The organism is Stieleria magnilauensis (assembly GCA_007753675.1).
GTDB lineage: Bacteria > Planctomycetota > Planctomycetia > Pirellulales > Pirellulaceae > Stieleria > Stieleria magnilauensis.
Window position 1 is genome coordinate 1,449,534 of record CP036432.1, and the last position, 16,477, is coordinate 1,466,010.

Annotated in this window: 13 protein-coding genes and 1 pseudogene; 7 read left to right on the forward strand and 7 right to left on the reverse strand. The window is 54.7% G+C overall.

Annotated features, from left to right (window positions below):
- The first annotated feature begins 202 nt into the window (after positions 1-202).
- The 3 genes and pseudogenes from TBK1r_RS05345 (at position 203) to istB (ending at position 3,597) form a co-directional block, all read left to right on the forward strand.
- Positions 203-976, forward strand: coding sequence for a TVP38/TMEM64 family protein (locus tag TBK1r_RS05345; protein WP_145207899.1), 774 nt, complete (start codon positions 203-205; stop codon positions 974-976).
- Between the two features lie 235 nt (positions 977-1,211).
- A pseudogene (gene istA, locus TBK1r_RS05350) lies at positions 1,212-2,306 on the forward strand (IS21 family transposase); the annotation flags it as partial.
- A gap of 397 nt (positions 2,307-2,703) precedes the next feature.
- The gene (gene istB / locus TBK1r_RS05355; RefSeq protein WP_419580138.1) at positions 2,704-3,597 is read left to right on the forward strand and encodes an IS21-like element helper ATPase IstB; all 894 of its coding nucleotides are present in this window, start codon (positions 2,704-2,706) and stop codon (positions 3,595-3,597) included.
- A 436-nt stretch (positions 3,598-4,033) separates the two neighbouring features.
- Here istB and TBK1r_RS05360 read toward each other — a convergent pair whose 3' ends face one another.
- The 5 genes from TBK1r_RS05360 to tnpA form a co-directional block, all read right to left on the reverse strand.
- Positions 4,034-4,324: a hypothetical protein gene (locus tag TBK1r_RS05360; RefSeq protein ID WP_145207901.1), complete on the reverse strand. Its 291-nt coding sequence runs from the start codon at positions 4,322-4,324 to the stop codon at positions 4,034-4,036.
- A complete protein-coding gene (gene tnpC, locus TBK1r_RS05365; RefSeq protein WP_145207903.1) occupies positions 4,312-5,952 on the reverse strand; it encodes an IS66 family transposase in 1,641 nt (546 codons plus the stop codon). The genes TBK1r_RS05360 and tnpC overlap by 13 nt, the downstream gene beginning before the upstream one ends.
- Positions 5,953-6,265: 313 nt before the next feature.
- Complete coding sequence (locus TBK1r_RS05370) at positions 6,266-8,446, reverse strand: recombinase family protein (RefSeq protein WP_145207905.1); 2,181 nt, start codon at positions 8,444-8,446, stop codon at positions 6,266-6,268.
- A gap of 108 nt (positions 8,447-8,554) precedes the next feature.
- Positions 8,555-8,968: an IS66 family insertion sequence element accessory protein TnpB gene (gene tnpB, locus TBK1r_RS05375; protein WP_145207907.1), complete on the reverse strand. Its 414-nt coding sequence runs from the start codon at positions 8,966-8,968 to the stop codon at positions 8,555-8,557.
- On the reverse strand, positions 8,965-9,330 hold the full coding sequence (tnpA, locus tag TBK1r_RS05380) for an IS66 family insertion sequence element accessory protein TnpA (protein WP_145207909.1): 366 nt from the start codon (positions 9,328-9,330) through the stop codon (positions 8,965-8,967). The genes tnpB and tnpA overlap by 4 nt, the downstream gene beginning before the upstream one ends.
- 125 nt (positions 9,331-9,455) lie before the next feature.
- Between tnpA and TBK1r_RS05385 the strand changes: the two genes are divergently transcribed.
- The 3 genes from TBK1r_RS05385 (at position 9,456) to TBK1r_RS05395 (ending at position 12,700) form a co-directional block, all read left to right on the forward strand.
- Positions 9,456-10,988 carry a mercuric reductase gene (locus TBK1r_RS05385; protein ID WP_145207911.1) on the forward strand — a complete coding sequence of 511 codons (1,533 nt, stop codon included), beginning with the start codon at positions 9,456-9,458 and terminating at the stop codon, positions 10,986-10,988.
- A 94-nt stretch (positions 10,989-11,082) separates the two neighbouring features.
- Positions 11,083-11,625 (forward strand): carboxymuconolactone decarboxylase family protein, encoded by a 543-nt coding sequence (locus TBK1r_RS05390; RefSeq protein ID WP_145207914.1) that lies wholly within the window; start codon positions 11,083-11,085, stop codon positions 11,623-11,625.
- Positions 11,626-11,632: 7 nt separating this feature from the next.
- Positions 11,633-12,700, forward strand: coding sequence for a CBASS cGAMP-activated phospholipase (locus TBK1r_RS05395; RefSeq protein WP_419580994.1), 1,068 nt, complete (start codon positions 11,633-11,635; stop codon positions 12,698-12,700).
- Positions 12,701-12,720: 20 nt separating this feature from the next.
- On the opposite strand, the gene TBK1r_RS05400 is transcribed toward TBK1r_RS05395, so the two are convergent.
- The gene (locus TBK1r_RS05400) at positions 12,721-14,451 is read right to left on the reverse strand and encodes an MptA/MptB family glycosyltransferase (protein ID WP_419580995.1); all 1,731 of its coding nucleotides are present in this window, start codon (positions 14,449-14,451) and stop codon (positions 12,721-12,723) included.
- A gap of 193 nt (positions 14,452-14,644) precedes the next feature.
- Between TBK1r_RS05400 and TBK1r_RS05405 the strand changes: the two genes are divergently transcribed.
- Complete coding sequence (locus tag TBK1r_RS05405; RefSeq protein ID WP_419580996.1) at positions 14,645-15,505, forward strand: hypothetical protein; 861 nt, start codon at positions 14,645-14,647, stop codon at positions 15,503-15,505.
- Positions 15,506-15,536: 31 nt separating this feature from the next.
- Here the strand turns inward: TBK1r_RS05405 and TBK1r_RS05410 are convergent, their stop codons facing one another.
- A complete protein-coding gene (locus TBK1r_RS05410; RefSeq protein WP_419580997.1) occupies positions 15,537-16,439 on the reverse strand; it encodes a DUF547 domain-containing protein in 903 nt (300 codons plus the stop codon).
- Positions 16,440-16,477: the final 38 nt, after the last annotated feature.

The following is a 16,477-nucleotide window of genomic DNA, read 5'->3' on the forward strand; positions in this document are numbered from 1 at the left end:
TTCGCACTGCGGCTGCTTGTAGAGCGTTTTCAAATACGAGTTGGTACATCATTCTCGAACTTGTTTTCGCGAATTTGAGCAGTGATTCAGCATCTTTCTGTAAGGAGTTGGGGCTTCCTGCGTCATCTTCGACAGACGCTCACTTCGGAACGAGTGGAGTGGAGCGATCTGGGCAGTCGATATTCACAACTTCGGAAAACCAATGACCACTGAGATTGAACAGCCACCCAAGAACAAGAAGTCCGGGATGGCGAAGAAAGCTGGCGTCTTTCTGGTTGTCGCCGCGATCATTCTGGTTGCTTACACGCAGTTCGGTGACCTGTTAAGCCTTCAGAATCTGGCGAATCAGGAAGCTCAGTTACGTGGGTTCCAAGCCGATCACCCCGTCCTGGTCTACGGAGCCGCTTTCTTGGTCTATGTCGTCGTCACCGGGCTGTCGCTGCCTGGTGCAGCCGTGCTGACACTTGTTTACGGATGGTACTTCGGGCTACTGCGGGGCGTTGTGCTGGTCAGTTTCGCATCAACCGCCGGCGCGACGATGGCGTTTTTGCTCAGCCGATTCTTGTTTCGCGACGCCATTCGAAAGCGGTTTGGCGATCGTCTGCATAGCTTCAACCAATCGTTGGAAAAGGAAGGCCCGTTCTTTTTGTTCACGATGCGGCTGATTCCGGCAGTGCCGTTCTTTGTTATCAACGCGGTAATGGGGCTGACTCCGATTCGCACCCGAACATTCTGGTGGGTCAGCCAATTGGGCATGCTTGCCGGTACCGCTGTTTACGTCTACGCAGGATCAAGCGTTCCCGATCTGCAAACGCTTGCTGACAAAGGCATTGGCGCAGTCTTTACTCCAAGTCAACTCACGCAAATTGTGATCGCCTTTGTGTTACTCGGTGTCTTCCCGCTGATCGTGCGATTCGCGATGAAATTCATCCGCCGCGCAAAAGCACAGTCACCAGTCCAAAACCCCTCGGTATAGCATGCTTCATTCCGTCGGATCACTCACCGTAAGCGTTCTATCTGCCCAGGGTGGCCTTGGTGGCGGGGGAAGCTGCCGACTGTCTAGCGACAATTGGTTTTCCCGGTTACCGACAATTAGCTTTCCCGGGTTGAGGCGATCTCATGTTGGCTTGTTTTCGGCCAGCGACAATTAGAATTCCCGGATTTTGGGATTCGGGTCATCATCGTAACTCCTTGTTTCCACGGAGATTGCGATGGTCACGGACGGACAAGTTAAAGAACTGCGGCGGTTGCTAGCATCAGGCAAGTCGCTGGCCGCCTCGTCAAGGATGACTGAAATGGATGAGAAAACAGCAAGGCATTATCGAGACGACGACCGGCTCCCTTCGGAGTGCAAGAAGCCGCGGACGTACCGAACTCGAATCGACCCGTTCGCCGGAGTCTGGGACGAGGTGCAACGCAAACTCGAGGCCGAACCTCGACTCCAAGCGAAGACCCTTTTCCAGTGGCTGCAAGATTGCTATCCCGGCCTCTATCCGGACTCGACTCGCAGAACTTTCGAACGGCGTGTGAGGAAGTGGCGCAGCATGCATGGCCCCGGAAAACCGGTCATGTTTCCACAAGAGCATCACCCTGCTCGCCTTGCCGCGAGTGACTTCACCGTCATGAACGAACTTCATGTCACGATTGCGGGAGTGTCTTTTGAGCACATGCTGTACCACTGCGTGTTGACCTACTCCAACGTCGAGTCCGTCACGCTCTGCTTCTCCGAATCATTCGAGGCACTCAGCGAAGGCATCCAGAATGCGTTCTGGGAATTCGGTGGCGTCCCCGAGCGTCATCGCACCGACAGCCTCAGCGCCGCGGTCAACAACCATTCATCACGCAAGGAACTCACGGCGCGGTATGCGGCATTGATGGATCATTACAGAGTCGAACCGGAGCGGATCAACGTTCGTTGCGCCAACGATAACGGTGATGTCGAATCGTCTCACGGTCATCTCAAGAACCGAATCGACCAAGCACTGCTGCTACGCGGCAGCCGCGACTTCGCCAGCCGCAAAGCCTACATGGACTTCGTGCGAGCTCTGATCACGCGAAGCAACCTCGCTCGCAAGGACCGTTTCGAAATCGAACAGTCGCATTTGAGCCGACTTCCCGATCACAGGCTCGATACCGATGACATCCAGCGGGGGCTCACCGTTGACAGTAGCAGTACGATCAAGGTGAAGAAGAATGTCTACTCCGTCCCCAGTCGTCTGATCAAGCACAAGGTCGACGTGAGGATCAGTGCCGAATGGATCGATGTAACGCACCACGGCATTGAAGTGCAGCGGATGCCTCGACTGATCGGTGTCGGCGGTTCGGCGATTAATTATCGCCACGTGATCGATTCACTGGTCCGCAAACCGGGGGCATTTGAGAACTACAAGTATCGGCAAGACATGTTCCCGACGAGTCACTTTCGGATCGCGTATGACATGTTGTGTGATGCTCACAGCGGGAAGGTTGCGGTGCGAAACTACCTGCAGCTCCTGCAAATCGCGGCTCGCGAGAGCCAAGACGCAGTGCAGGATGCGCTGCGTCACCAAATCCAATCGGGGCAATCCATTGATGTCGAGCTTATTCGGCAGATGGTGCGCGAAGCGATCGAAATCAAGCCGGCGACCGACATCGACGTCGATCCGCCCGACTTGAACGACTTTGATGTATTACTTCACACGTTCGACAAGGAGAGTCCAAACGATGAACCGCCCTACTACCACCAGCAAGCGTCAAACAAAGGCGACCCAATCCCCATCAAAGCGGACCTGCAAGACGACCCCGCCAGAGACGGCGCAAGTCGACAGCGGCCCGATGGAGGAACGCCTGACCGAGCAGTTCCGCAGCTTGCGACTGCCGATGTTTCGCGACCAGTTTCAATCGTCGGCCGACCGCGCGGCAGCGGAGGACCTGAGCCATGTCGAGTACCTGGCGGAACTGACGGACCTGGAATGCCAGGCCCGCCACGAGAGTCGGATCAAGCGTCTAATGACGAATTCCCGACTTCCGTTGGGCAAGACCTGGGAGACATTCAAGTTCGATCGTTTGCCGTTGTCGGTGACGCGGCAACTGGAAAGTCTTCGGGAAGGATCGTTCTTGGACCGTCGGGAGAACGTCCTGATTTTTGGGCGGCCCGGTGCCGGGAAAAGTCATGCGCTTTGTGCACTTGCGAATCAACTCGTGCAGCAAGGCCGAAGCATGTTGCTGACGACTTGCAGCCTGCTGGTGCAACAGTTGCTGATCGCCAAACGGGATCTTCGGTTGCAGAAGTTCATCAAGAAGCTGTCACGCTACGAAGGTCTACTGATCGACGACTTGGGTTACGTGCAACAGGATCGAGAGGAGATGGAGGTGCTGTTCACGCTGTTGGCGGAACGCTACGAACGGGGCAGCGTGTTGTTGACGAGCAACCTGGCGTTCAGCAAGTGGGACCAAATTTTCAAAGATGCGATGACGACGGCCGCGGCGATCGACCGATTGGTTCACCACAGCGTGATCATCGAGTTGAACGTGCCGAGCTATCGCGTGGAGACCGCCAGGCAAACCAAATCAGCTGGACAATCACGAAAGGGTTCGAAACAAAAATCGACTTCGTGATCGGGAATTCTAGTTGTCGCTAAAGCGGAGAACCAATTGTCGCCGAACAGCCGACGGCCAATCGTCGCCCCGTCAATTCGGTAGCCGCCGCTTCCCATGTCTCCAGCACGCAGTTCATCGGCGCTGCCACTGATGCTGCGTTTTGATCTCACTGGGGTGTCTCTGAGCTCTACTTCCGCTCGACTCCCAAGGGGCGGCGCGAAGTGCGGTCGAGGGATTCGGTCTTTTACTAAAAGAAAAACCCACTGGATCACGCATCGCACGCCACGAGGGAGTCAGGCGTCTATCGATCCACCACGGGCCACGAGAGATCAAAACGCTTTCGCGGTCTCATCGCTGGTAACCCACGGCCAGAAGATCCCTGAAGCTGGCGATAGCCTTGCTCGCCATCACGTCTGATTTCGGGTGCGCCCTAACGGAAGCGACCTGATGCATTTCACCACATCATGTCCAGGTCCCCGTCGCCGGTTTGCTGGGCGTACTCAAGGTGGTCGCACAGGTCAGCGACCGCTTCAACATCGGTACCCGCTTTGCCTTTGACGCACGAGTGGCTCAGGTCGCCGATGAGCCACTGCAGCTCTACCCGAGTCATTCCCACTCGGCGAATCGCTTGACCCTTCGGCCAACGACGCAGCGACGCTTCCAAGCGGCCTGAGACGTAGCCGTACTTCAGGATCAAGTCGCGATGTTCGCGCGTCAGTTGGATTCGCTCGGTCAGGTTCGCCACCACGCCACCCTCGCCTCGCGGCGACGCACTCGACGTTGCTGTGTGGTCAAGCGTCGCGCCTTCTGCTCGGCGTCGCGGTACGGACGGATCGACTCAGGGTGTTCCTTGCGCCACACGTCTGGAAGTAGGCGTTCGTAATCTGTGCTGCCACTTGCCAACTGACGGAGGCAATCGTCTACGTAGGCCCAAACATCCAGGTGATGCCGGGCCGCCGAAGACACCAGGCTATACATCGTCGCCGCCACTCGGCCTCCTCGGTTGGACCCAACGAACAACCAGTTCTTTCGACCGATCGTCAAGCGGCGAAGTTCGTTTTCAGTCGCGTTGTTGTCAATCGGAATCGCGCCGTCGCCAAGGAACACCGACAACTCATCCCACTGGTTCAACGCATAACGCACTGCCTTGCCGATCGAGCTCTTCGGAAGGACTCGCCGATCACCGTTCATCTGCAGCAACCAGTCATGCAGATCGTTCATGATCGGCACTGACTCGTTCTGACGCAGTTCCAGACGCTCGGCCGGCGAAGCTTCTCGGGCGCGATCCTCAACCTTGTACAGGCCACGGTAAAACGCCAGTGCCCGCGCAGCGGCGACCGGGTCGTTCGGCTTGGCTTCGACGAACTTTCGACGTGCGTGCGCATTGCAGCACGCGGCAAAGATTTGATCCTGTGCTCCCAGATAGACTCCGTCGTTGACTCCATAAGCATCGACCACCGCGTGGCCGTGAAAATCACGAAGGAATTTTGCCGGGCCGTCGCGCCCTCGGCTTTCCGTGAAGTCGAACACGTTATACGGATGATCCTCACGGCCTCGATACAGCCAGAATCGTGCAGTCCGCATCTTGCCCGGCAAGCTGGGGTCCTGCAGCCGAACCGACGTATCATCCACACCCAGCCCGTCGCCCGAAACGATTCGCGACTTCATCAGTTCCACCAACACACCGGCCATTGCCGCGATGTTCGCCAGCATTCCAAACTGCGTGTTACGAGGGATCAGCATCCCGGCGCGGGCGAAGATGTCTTCTCCGCGATAGAGCGGTAGATGATCGGCGAACTTGTTGACGATCAGTTGCGTGTAAACACCGAAGCCATAATCGCTGCCGGGGATCGGAGTTGTCATTCCGCAGGGCTCCTCACCGGCGGGCACCTGAGCGATCGATTCTTTGCACTTGCAGCACGCGCGTTTGTGGCGATGGATCTCCCAAATGAAAAACTCTGCCGGAATGAAATCCAGTCGATTGCTGATGTCGGTGCCCACAATCGGCATCTCGTCACCACAGCAAGGACAGATTCGCTGTTCGGCCGGAACGTCTGCCTCAATGACCTTGCGTTTGAGATGGTCCGGTAGCTTCTCGGACTTCTTCTTGCGACGACGCCGGCGTGGCTGGCTTTCTTCATCGCCTTCAGCATCGTCAACCTCGACTTGCTGCTCACCTAAGTCGAACAGATGCAACTGCGAGTCATCTTCGACGTGCCGCTCGGAGGATCTGCCGAACAACTTGCGGCGATAGAGGTTCAATTCTTCGCGGAGTTGTTCGTTGGCTTTCTGCAGTCGCTCAACCGTTTCGATCAGCTCCGCGTTGAGCCTCAACACGCTCTGCAAGTCGTCTTTGTTTTCCGAAGCAGCCATGCAGTTGTTATCGCCATCGAAACAAAAAACGCAAGGCTCTATTGGGCCTTGCGTTGATCCTTTTCAAAAAGACTTGCTCGACTAACTCACGCCGCTTCGGGAAGGTCGATCGAGTAGCGTTTGCGTCGTTGCGAACCTTCGATCTGCACACCGCGGAGCATCATAACCAGGCCGGCCGAGTCGATCTCGAAGCTGCCATGCTCTGCGGAAACAATCTTTTCGAAGCTTCCACTTTCGAGTCGCTTGATTCAGACATCAGGATATCCCTGTTTTGGTTCCATAAAAGAAGTTGGCGAGAATGAATTCGAAGTGCTTATGAATCAGGATCGGACGGTCGGTCTTTCGGCGTGACCAAGACTGGATGATTTTTGGCGATGTACGACCCATGCAGCTTCTTGAGTTTCCGAAGTCTGCGCAGTTCTTCTCGATCGGCCCAGACAATCCAGTGCTTCCCTGTGGGCGTCCGCCGCGAGTGAACCCAGCCTTGCCTGGCCCAGTAGTGGACCTTCTGCTGAATGACGCCAAGCTTGTCAGCCAGATCTGGAATCCACCATTCATCTTTGCCGAGCATGCCATCGCGAAACAATTCTCCACGTAGGTTCAAACGCCGTATCAAGTCTCCCACATTTTGCGTCGTGAACTTCCCGCGCCTGCGAGCTGTGCGAAATCCTTCTTCATTAAGTTGAGCTGCAATCTCTCGATGGTGAAGCCCTTGCCGGTGAAGTTCCTCAATTCGTTTGCAGAGCTGTTCGTAGTCACTTAGTTGTGAGTATGATCCAACCGCTTTGCAGATCGCATGTTGACTCCGAAAACCACCTTGCCAGAGAATGGTTACATCAACATTTTCAGTGCCATCCTCGATCGTCAAGATGACTTGATCGACGAGACAGCGAATGATGATTTTGCGATGTTCGTTCGTTGTGCTTTCCGCCCTCCAGACTTCAGGGACAGATGATGACAGAGACTTGATCCGCAGTTTCTCTTGATCGCTGAGTTGAATTGGAGAAGTCGACTTGAACCGCTCGTAGTCATCCTCAATGTTTTGAAGGTCGATCAGTAGGGCCTCCCAGTCTGACTCCAAAGTCCGTGCGACAAGTCGATTCTCGGGTTCGACAGCTTCATATCGACGTCTTGCCCGATCGCATTCTTGCTGAGCGCGTTCGATCTTCAAGTTCCACTGTCGATGTAGATGTTGTCTCTCGATTTCGATTTCTTTCGTCGCTGCTTCGCTCAGTTCGATCGCTGCGGGCGCAACAGCTCGAAGCACTTGTGATGAAACAAGCTCGTCGATCCACTTCGCAGCGAGGCGACCACAGTATCCTTCAAGAGTCTGGTTTCGCACGAACTCATCGCAGCAATACGACGGCAATTTATCGGTCTTATAAGACGTGATCATTTGCCTGTGACAACGTCCGCATCTCACCAACCCAGCAAGCAACGCGTCCCCACGCCTCGGAATTCCCTTGCTTTTCCGCGTCGAACGATTTTCTTGAAGCTTCGCTTGGTTAGCGAGATATTGGTCCCACGTGATATACGCGGGCATTCTGTCTCTGAGGCAGACGCCCATGTCTTCCGGCGATAAGAACCAACCCTTCTCATTGAGATTGTCGACGTTCCGATGCATCTTGCAATTGCGTCGCATTGCGTAGCCATAGGCACCGGCATAGATGGGGTGCTTCAAAATGTTGAGCACGCGAGCTGATGTTGGCAAACGAAACTCAAGTTCGCCTCGACGGGGCCCCTTGTGGAGGCGAAATCCCATTTTTAATTGATTATCGGCAAGATATCGAAATACGCCGTAAGCCGAACCCGTTTCTTCAAACTTCTCGAAAACAAGTTCAACCATCGATCGAGCTTGTTCATCAGGGTCTTTCACAACTTCGCCACCAGACAATTTGACGTATCCGATTGGCACTGAAAGAATCAGTTCGCCGCGCGCAGCTTTATTCTGCACACCACGTGTCAGCCGGTTCTTGATAGTCACCAATTCGAACTCGCTCATCGCACCCTTCATTCCCAGGAGGAGCCGATCGTTTGAATCGAGAGGATCGTAAATACTGTCTTCATCTCCAAGCAGCGCACCAAACACCCCGCAGACTTCGATGAGATGATGCCAGTCTTTACAAGACCGCGATAGGCGACTGAGTTCCAGCCCCAACACGATTCCAACATGCTTGAGGGAAACTTCCGTCATCAGTCGTTGAAACCCAGGTCGATTATCCGCCGAGCTGCCACTGATCCCTTGGTCGTCGTCAATGACGAGGATTCTCTCTTGAGCCCACCCGAGTTGTTCGGCGCGATTAACTAGGCCGTATTGACGCTCACGCGATTCCCGGTTTTCGACAACTTGGCGCTGCGTGGACTGTCGAACGTAGACAACTGCAAGTTTGCAGAGATGTCGATCTTGCACCTTTGAAGAAAACTTTCCAAGCAGCGACACACTCTGCTTGTCATCGTTGTAATCGCAAATTGCTGTGGTCTTAATCGCGTTCATGATCGGCCTCCTTTTCCGGTAGAGCCGCTAACGCGTTGTCCACGATTTGCACGAGTGCCCGTGCTGCCTTTCTCTTCTGTTCGTCTGGAAGAGCTTCCCAAAGCTCCGTCAGACGCAATGTTGTTTGCGGCCGCCGGGCTGCTGTGGTGGGCGCGCTGTCCCCCTTTTTTGTTTTGCTGGCATTTCGTTCCTCCGTGTTCTTCTGGAAAGGTCTTTTCGATCCATGTCGCAAGCTGAAGTAGCGAAAACGCTGAAACTATTGGTTCTTGCGACTTTTGTAAAGACTTTGAAACGGGGGTGTTCTGGCTCGTGGGCCTTAGACCAGAGAGCCAAGCCATCGCAGTCCCACATCAGAATCTTGACATAGTCGCGCCGGCGGTTGAAAAAGACGAACAGATGACCGGAGAACAAGTCGACCTGGAAATGCTCTTTGACGAGCCCGGACAAGCCATTGAAACTCTTCCTCATATCGGTCGCCTCGGTGTAGACAAAGATCCGCGTGGTGGGTGCAAGTGCGATCACGATGCCACCTCGCTGAGAGCTTCGACGATGTTCTTAATCAGCCTGCGTTGCTGCTCGTCGGTGGCGTTCCCGTCGAGGCAAGCAACAGCCCCGCCAGGCAATTCAATCTTCAGGTCGTTCAGCTGCGACGCTTCCATCGCGTTGGGCTGAAGCTCAACCGCGACGAAGGAGGCCGGTCGATCGCCGGGGCCCGTTGGGCGATCGGGAACGGAGGATCGCAACTTCCGTCGCCACTGATAGAAGGAGGCGACCGAATAGCCTTCGCGATCACAAAAATCTGCGACGGTCAGACCGGATTGGGCGAACCGTTCAATGCGGTCACGCCACTGCTGTGCGAGCTGCGGATTGGGGAACTGCGGCATGGGTTTCTCCTGAAAGTGGAAAGAAACCCCTCACGCTAACCAAACGGTCAACATGGGCAGATAGAACGCTTACCTCTCCCATAGAAACTCTCAAACAGTCAGCCAAAATCGAAGGCACAGCGTCCATGACATCCGAACTTGTCCAGCTTCAAACAAACGACGAACACAATCAGCAACTTGAAGCGAACGTGCACCCACCCCAGTGGACTAATCCAACGCCAACGCGTCCCTACCACTTGGTCGTGATCGGAGCTGGCACGGCTGGTCTGGTCACAGCCGCCGGTGCAGCGGGACTGGGGGCACGCGTTGCGTTGATCGAACGCGATTTGATGGGCGGCGATTGCCTGAACGTTGGTTGCGTTCCTTCAAAAGGAATCATTAGTGCGGCGCGAGTCGCAGCGGGCGCGAAAGACGCCAGCGAATTCGGTATTGACGTGCCAGAGGTCAACGTCGATTTCGCCGCCGTGATGCAGCGAATGAGAAAGCTGCGTGCTGGGATAAGTCACAACGACTCAGCTAGTCGGTTCCGTGATCTCGGCGTCGATGTCTTCTTTGGCCAAGCCAGTTTTATCGATTCCAGCACGATCGACGTCGATGGCACCGAACTCCGTTTCAAAAAGGCGGTCATCGCCAGCGGTGCTCGGGCAGCCGCGCCTCCCATTACGGGCCTGAACGAAGTTGAATATCTGACCAACGAGTCGGTGTTCTCGTTAACAGAATTGCCACGTCGGTTGGGGATCATTGGAGCGGGGCCAATCGGCTGTGAACTGGCGCAATCGTTCGCCCAACTCGGCTCGGAGGTTTTTCTGGTCGAATCGGAGCACGGCATCATGCCACGCGAGGATCGAGAAGCCGCCGAAATTGTCCAAAAGGAGATGGTACGAAACGGAGTGAAATTGCTTTGCTGCGGTCGTAACCTCGTCATCAAGAACGAAGGTGGAATTCGTCTGACTGTCGAGTCTCATGGAAAAAGCTACGACGAACCGATTGACCAACTTCTGGTCGCCGTCGGTAGAGCGCCGAACGTTGAAAACTTGAACTTGGAAGCAGTGGGCGTTGATTTCGACAAAAAGGGCGTCAAGGTCAACGATAACTTGCAGACCACGAATCCGAGAATCTACGCGGCTGGCGACGTCTGCTCGAAGTACCAATTCACGCATGCGGCCGACTTCATGGCTCGCATCGTCATCCAGAATGCTCTCTTTGCGGTCGGACCGTTCGGCAAGAAAAAGGCCAGCGACTTGGTGATTCCATGGGCGACTTATACGTCCCCCGAAATCGCTCATGTTGGCATGTACGAAATCGAAGCCGAGGAAGCAGGAATCGAAGTCGATACTTACGTCCAACACTTTAGCGACATCGACCGAGCCATTTTAGAAGGTCAAGACGACGGTTTCGTGAAAGTTCACACCAAGAAAGGGACAGACCAGATCGTCGGCGCGACCATTGTTGCCGAGAACGCGGGTGACATGATTTCCGAAATCACGGTCGCTTTGACGGGAGGGCTGGGACTCGGCAAGATTGGCAGTGCCATTCACCCCTATCCAACTCAAGCCGAAGCGATCCGTAAGCTCGGCGACCAGTTCAGCCGCACGAAGCTAACGCCGCTGAACAAGAAAATTCTCGGCCTACTGCAACGAGTGAATGTCGGAAGCTAATACGCAGTCCTGAAGAAGCGTGTAGTGTTCCAAATCGGTGAACGCTCGCTCACTGAAACCCTCTATCAATGTCTCCGTACCAAGGAAAGTGACCATGCCGCGACTCAACGTAGTTACCCCGAACCAAGCAACCGGACCTCTCAAAGAGACCTACGACAGCGTCACGAAAAAGATGGGCAAGGTCGTGAATATCTTTCAGGGGATGGCCAATAGCCCGGCTGCTTTGAATGCCTATCTTTCGATGTCGGCCGCGTTGGCCGAAGGCGAGCTTTCTCCACAGGACCGCGAACTCGTGTACTTGGCCGTGAGCGAGAGTAACGGCTGCAACTATTGCGTTTCGGCTCACACGATGATCGCCACCACGCAAGCCGGTTTATCGGAAAGCGATACGTTGGCGGCCCGGCGTTTTGAATCGACCGACAACAAGCGTGCAGCGTTGCTGGAATTTGTCAGCAAGGTCATCGCGACCAAGGGATTTGTCTCGGATGAGGATCTGGTCAAGGTCCGAGATGCGGGATACACCGATGGTCAGATTGCAGAGGCAATCGGCTACATCGGCTTGGCGACTTTCTCGAACCTGTTCAATCACGTCCACGACACACCGCTTGATTTCCCACCTGCCAATAAATTGTCGTAACACAATCATGTCGCGTTTTCAGATTCTATCTTTGGCCGGAGGCGGCATTCGCGGTGCTTTCATCACATCGTTTTTGAATGACCTCGAACAAAAACTTGGTCGCCCAATCGCCGAATCGTTTGATTTAATCGCGGGCACTTCGACAGGCGGAATCATCGCGGCTGGATTGGCGATGGGGCTCCCGGCCTCGAAGATGCACGATTTCTATGTGCGACACGGCGCGGGCATCTTCTCAGCGAGACCGCCCTATCGTGGTAAAGGGCTGATGCGATTCCTTTTCCCTTCAGCCAACTGGGTATTCAAGCGCAAGACCGGTAGCGGACTCGACGCGGCATTTCGTGCTCGGTATTGCCCGCATGCATTGCAAGAAGCATTCGACGAAGGGTTCGGCGAATCAACGTTGAAGTCGGTCGAGTTCACACGCCTTGTTATTCCCTCAGTCAATCTAACCAAAGGTGAACCACATGTCTTTCGCTCACGGCATCTGCCCAAGGGTGTGCGAGACCAAGATTTCAAGATATCGGATGTGGTCATTGCAGCGACTGCAGCTCCTACCTATTTTCCACACCGACAAATCGGGGAATGTAGCTATGTGGATGGGGGTGTCTGGGCAGCCGATCCAAGCATGCTCGCTGTAGCAGAGGCAATGCGAATTCAGCAATTCGGTGAATGCGAAATAGACGGGACATGCTTCAGCACCGACGACGTCCATCTACTTTCCGTTGGCACAGGATTGGCGGAGTATTCATTGACGCCTCCTGGCTCGGATGCTGGCACACTGTTTTGGGCGACGCGTATCGCTGATTTAATGGGCATGGCGCAGGTTCAAGGGATTCATCTACCTTTGAGATTTTTGCTCGGCGATCGCTATCGGCATATCAATTTTAGGATGCAGGAAAAATTTGGACTCGCCGATGTCCAGCACATCCCCGAACTTTTTCGCCTCGGTTCAGTACGGGCTGTCGAAGCTTTTGACACGATTAACGATGAATTCTTCCAGCACAAACGGGTTCAATTCGAGCCGTTCACCACTACCGACGGAGAAATTGAATTGGATGAGTTTGGGTTTCATTAGACAAAACATCGCTCAAACTCTTACGTCGATTCAATGTTAGATCTTGATCTACATCCGACGATCAACACAACGAACCACGGCGCGAACTCGATCCAGGTGATGACGAAGTCAAAGAAGGCGACTCCCGTATATCGTGTTCCTAGCACCGCCGTCGTTGGAAAATGGTAGTCCAGCCAAAACCGCAGATAGTAAATGAGGACGAGGCCACTGACGGCGAGCCATGCGCGGCCTCTGGCAAACGGCAACAGTGGCAAAGCCCAGGTCCAATACCACGGATTCAATGTCGGGCAGAGCAGCCAAAACCACGCGATCGTCAGGAATGCGGCTTCAGAAAAACTCGCAGAATCCTTTGCTGCGGTCCGCCAAGCGAGAGTGATTGCGAGGACAAAGAAGATGAACGCAGTCGTGGCACGCGCGATCATGAACGGGGTTTCGCCAGGATCAATGTCCAAACGAGCAGAAATTGAATCTACCATCGTTTCGCGAACCGACTCGGGAATCACGGTGAACCAGGCGGTTTCATGGGGACCGCGCTGTGCGGTCGGCTTTATGTTCTCGATGAGGAGGAGGAATAGAAAATCATTCATTTCCCAACGTCGAAGGAAAGTTACCACGCCGAGACTGGGATCATGAATTTGCTCTTGATGCGAATCCGATCTTTCCCCAGGAACCATCGCCGATATTAAAACCGCGGTCGTCACAGCGAATGCCAATGCCGGAGCGAGGGTCAAACGCCAGCCCAACTTTTTCGCGAGGGAGAAAAAGACGAGCGGGGCGAGGATGATGGGGTAGAGCTTCGCACCGACCGCCAATGCGAGCACAAAACCGGCCAGCACGGCGAAGCCTAACGTCGTCTTAGCCTGGCTGCTCTTGTCATTAATGCTACGGACGACCATGTACAAACCGAGTGTGGTCAAGAACACCGCGATCGCGTCCAGGTGTCCACTGTTTGCAACCTCTTTCATGAGCAGTGGACACCACGCATAAATCACGCAAAGGCCGATGGGTTTCGCACACCGGCGAAGGAGGCCAATCACGACGAACAGCGTCGCGATGTCCAGCCCGATGAACCACGCCTTCATGATGAACACTCGCGTCAACACTGACGACGATGATGGCGTTGTGAGATTGGCTGCTGCAAATACGGCTTGACTGGTAGGCGGATAGATCGTCGGTAGCTCGGGAAAATGCACCCGATTCAAAATTTCTGCGAGTGCTGGATCATCGTCTCGCATCTTGGCCAGCGTCAGTAAATCTTTATCACCGTTTGACGCTAGCTCGGCAGAATTCACTTGCCCTGGACTGTAACGAAACGGACTCACGCCGGCGGTGCTGACGGCTCCGTCCCAAACGTAGCGATAGATATCGACCTCCTGGATGGGCAGCGAGAACAGCATCACCACGCGGAACACGATCGCAGATCCGATCACCAGTTTCAGCATCCGCGCACTATGTCGCGTCCGCCATGCGATCCGAATCGCACCCAAGTAGCACGCGAACGCGACTGCAAATAGGCCCAGGACTGCGATGATGGGCCGGTCCGTCGTCACGCTGTCAAAGTCGAACCGCCAGCTCAATACCGCGATGATTCCGTAGACGCAAATAGACAGACCAGCAAGTACCGCCAGCAAGCCAACACTGGCGTCTGCGTTTGGCTCGTTCTTTTCCGCTTGCGTCGACTCGTCCGCCACATTCGTGCTCTGCGTTAGTGCCTGATGAATGGCTCGCAGCGTAGCAAAACGCTTCCCCATTGTCTGTAAGCGATCTCACATCAGCGGCATGAAGGAGCGGTGAGAATGCGTGAAATCCATGAAATGTACGGGATTTGCAATGAGCGTTAGCAACAACACAGACCCAGGAGTCTTGTCGTGCCGACAAGCTTCAAACCGATGCCTCGCTCAACTCCCTTACGGTCATAGATGCGCTCCGATGAAAACGAAACTGATGCTGCTTCTAATCGGCTGTATTCTTCTCACCGGCTGCCACTCGATCGGTCACCGCAGCCAGTCAGACGCCTTGTCGTACCGCGATGCAAAGACAGAAATCCAGGTTGAACGTGGTCGCCCCAACGCGGTCATTGACGGACTTGGATGGGTCGTCGGGACGCCGACGAAGTTGGCACTCTGGGATCGACGCGCTGATAATCATGACGTTTCGCCGCAAACGGAGACCGCACTTGTTCAATACATGGAACGAAACGGGCTAGACGGAAGCATGGTGCGGATCAACCAATACGATCCGTGGGGCGAATGGGAGCGTCTGACCTCCAACAAGCGTATCCATCCGGGTTGGCGTTACACGGTGGGCACGTACAACCATCTGAAGTACACGCTGCTGCCGGGGCGGGTTTTCGGTGGTGATTGGTACAACCCGTTTACGGATTCCACGCACGTCTATTCTGACATCGCACCATTAGCCATTTCACGCGCTGCTTATGCAAAAGATATTCGGGCACAGAAGCAACCTGGAACGTACGCAGCGATCCAAGAGCTACCGCTGGTCAACATGGTCCACACGACCCGTGCAACCAGCGACGCTCTCAAGTACGCCGCTCAACATGGAACCGCACAGGAGCAAGCGGAAGCGAAACGAATTCTATCACCAGACTACGGAAGTAACTGGGGTGGCCAGATCGCTTCGTTTGTTCCCTTCGGTGCACCTCTGGGTCGTCTCGCCGGCGCGGCTGTCGGTCATGCCACCAATCGACTCAGCAGACGAGGCGGCTCAGATGACTCGCAGTCGTTAGACGAGACCAGTTGCGATACTGCTGACGTCGACTGGAATCCTAGCAATCTGAATGATTGATCCTCCATGAGAATCCCGTGTCTTCGCCTTGTCATTCGTTCGGGATGGAGCCGGAACCGAATTGACCCTTCTTGCTGGCTGGTTTGGGTGCGAGCGATCCGGCGGCGGCTTGTGAGTTGAGTGACCAATCGTAGTCGAGAAACGCGACCGACGTTTCGTTGCGAGACGCTCGAAGGATCGCTTGCTTGATCGCATCGTCCTGGACTCGAGCGGCCAGCCATGGCAGATAGCCTCCAACTTGATCCCAGTCACTGCCGTACCAGTCCAACAGCGGACTCAGCTTGAGTGTGTCGCTGGTCGCGTCATACGTCACGTATTTTGGTTGGTTTGCAAACTGAATACTCTGGTCCTCCAATTGTTTCGCTAAACGCGTCCCAGCATAGGCTTCGGACCGGATCGCCGGACAGCTTTTTGCAGCGCAAACCAAGGCCACGTGAATACGAGGTTCACGAAATCGTTTTCGGATCAACTCGTGCTCGATCTGGTTAAGGCTGAGCGTTTCGCCGTGCAGGATGTGTTCTTTCAGATCAAAGAATTCAGCACCTTCGACCTTGTATTTCATCACCGAATCACGAATCTCATGAGTGATGACGCCATTGATGACGAACGCATTGTAGGCATTGCACAACAGTGCCAATTGATCCGCCGACGTGGTCAACTTGCCGGGGTCTGATTCGGAAAGCTGTCGCAGGTAGGTGCGAAAGAGGTGGTCGCGAGCGATCCCGTCGTAGTCCACCAACCCGTTCTCCACGTGCGTCTTAAGTAAGTAATCCCACAACGCATGGTCGACCCCCGATGCATCGGGATGTGGCGTCGGCTTGGTCGTCAACTGCACCTCACGGAAAGCTTTGGCTGCGACGACAATCGGCACGGAGAACGAAACGATCGCCAACCAGAAGAAGGGGCCGTAATAGGAAACGCTTTTCTTATTCATCGGTTTTTTACCTGCAATTAGCTTCTGTGTGTTGTGGC

Coding starts and splice junctions, on each gene's coding strand:
- TBK1r_RS05410 (WP_419580997.1), bottom strand. CDS start 16,439: ATGAATAAGAAAAGCGTTTCCTATTACGGCCCCTTCTTCTGGTTGGCG.
- TBK1r_RS05390 (WP_145207914.1), top strand. CDS start 11,083: ATGCCGCGACTCAACGTAGTTACCCCGAACCAAGCAACCGGACCTCTC.
- istB (WP_419580138.1), top strand. CDS start 2,704: ATGAACCGCCCTACTACCACCAGCAAGCGTCAAACAAAGGCGACCCAA.
- TBK1r_RS05405 (WP_419580996.1), top strand. CDS start 14,645: ATGCTGCTTCTAATCGGCTGTATTCTTCTCACCGGCTGCCACTCGATC.
- TBK1r_RS05400 (WP_419580995.1), bottom strand. CDS start 14,451: ATGGGGAAGCGTTTTGCTACGCTGCGAGCCATTCATCAGGCACTAACG.
- TBK1r_RS05395 (WP_419580994.1), top strand. CDS start 11,633: ATGTCGCGTTTTCAGATTCTATCTTTGGCCGGAGGCGGCATTCGCGGT.
- TBK1r_RS05385 (WP_145207911.1), top strand. CDS start 9,456: ATGACATCCGAACTTGTCCAGCTTCAAACAAACGACGAACACAATCAG.
- tnpC (WP_145207903.1), bottom strand. CDS start 5,952: ATGGCTGCTTCGGAAAACAAAGACGACTTGCAGAGCGTGTTGAGGCTC.
- tnpA (WP_145207909.1), bottom strand. CDS start 9,330: ATGCCGCAGTTCCCCAATCCGCAGCTCGCACAGCAGTGGCGTGACCGC.
- TBK1r_RS05370 (WP_145207905.1), bottom strand. CDS start 8,446: ATGAACGCGATTAAGACCACAGCAATTTGCGATTACAACGATGACAAG.
- TBK1r_RS05345 (WP_145207899.1), top strand. CDS start 203: ATGACCACTGAGATTGAACAGCCACCCAAGAACAAGAAGTCCGGGATG.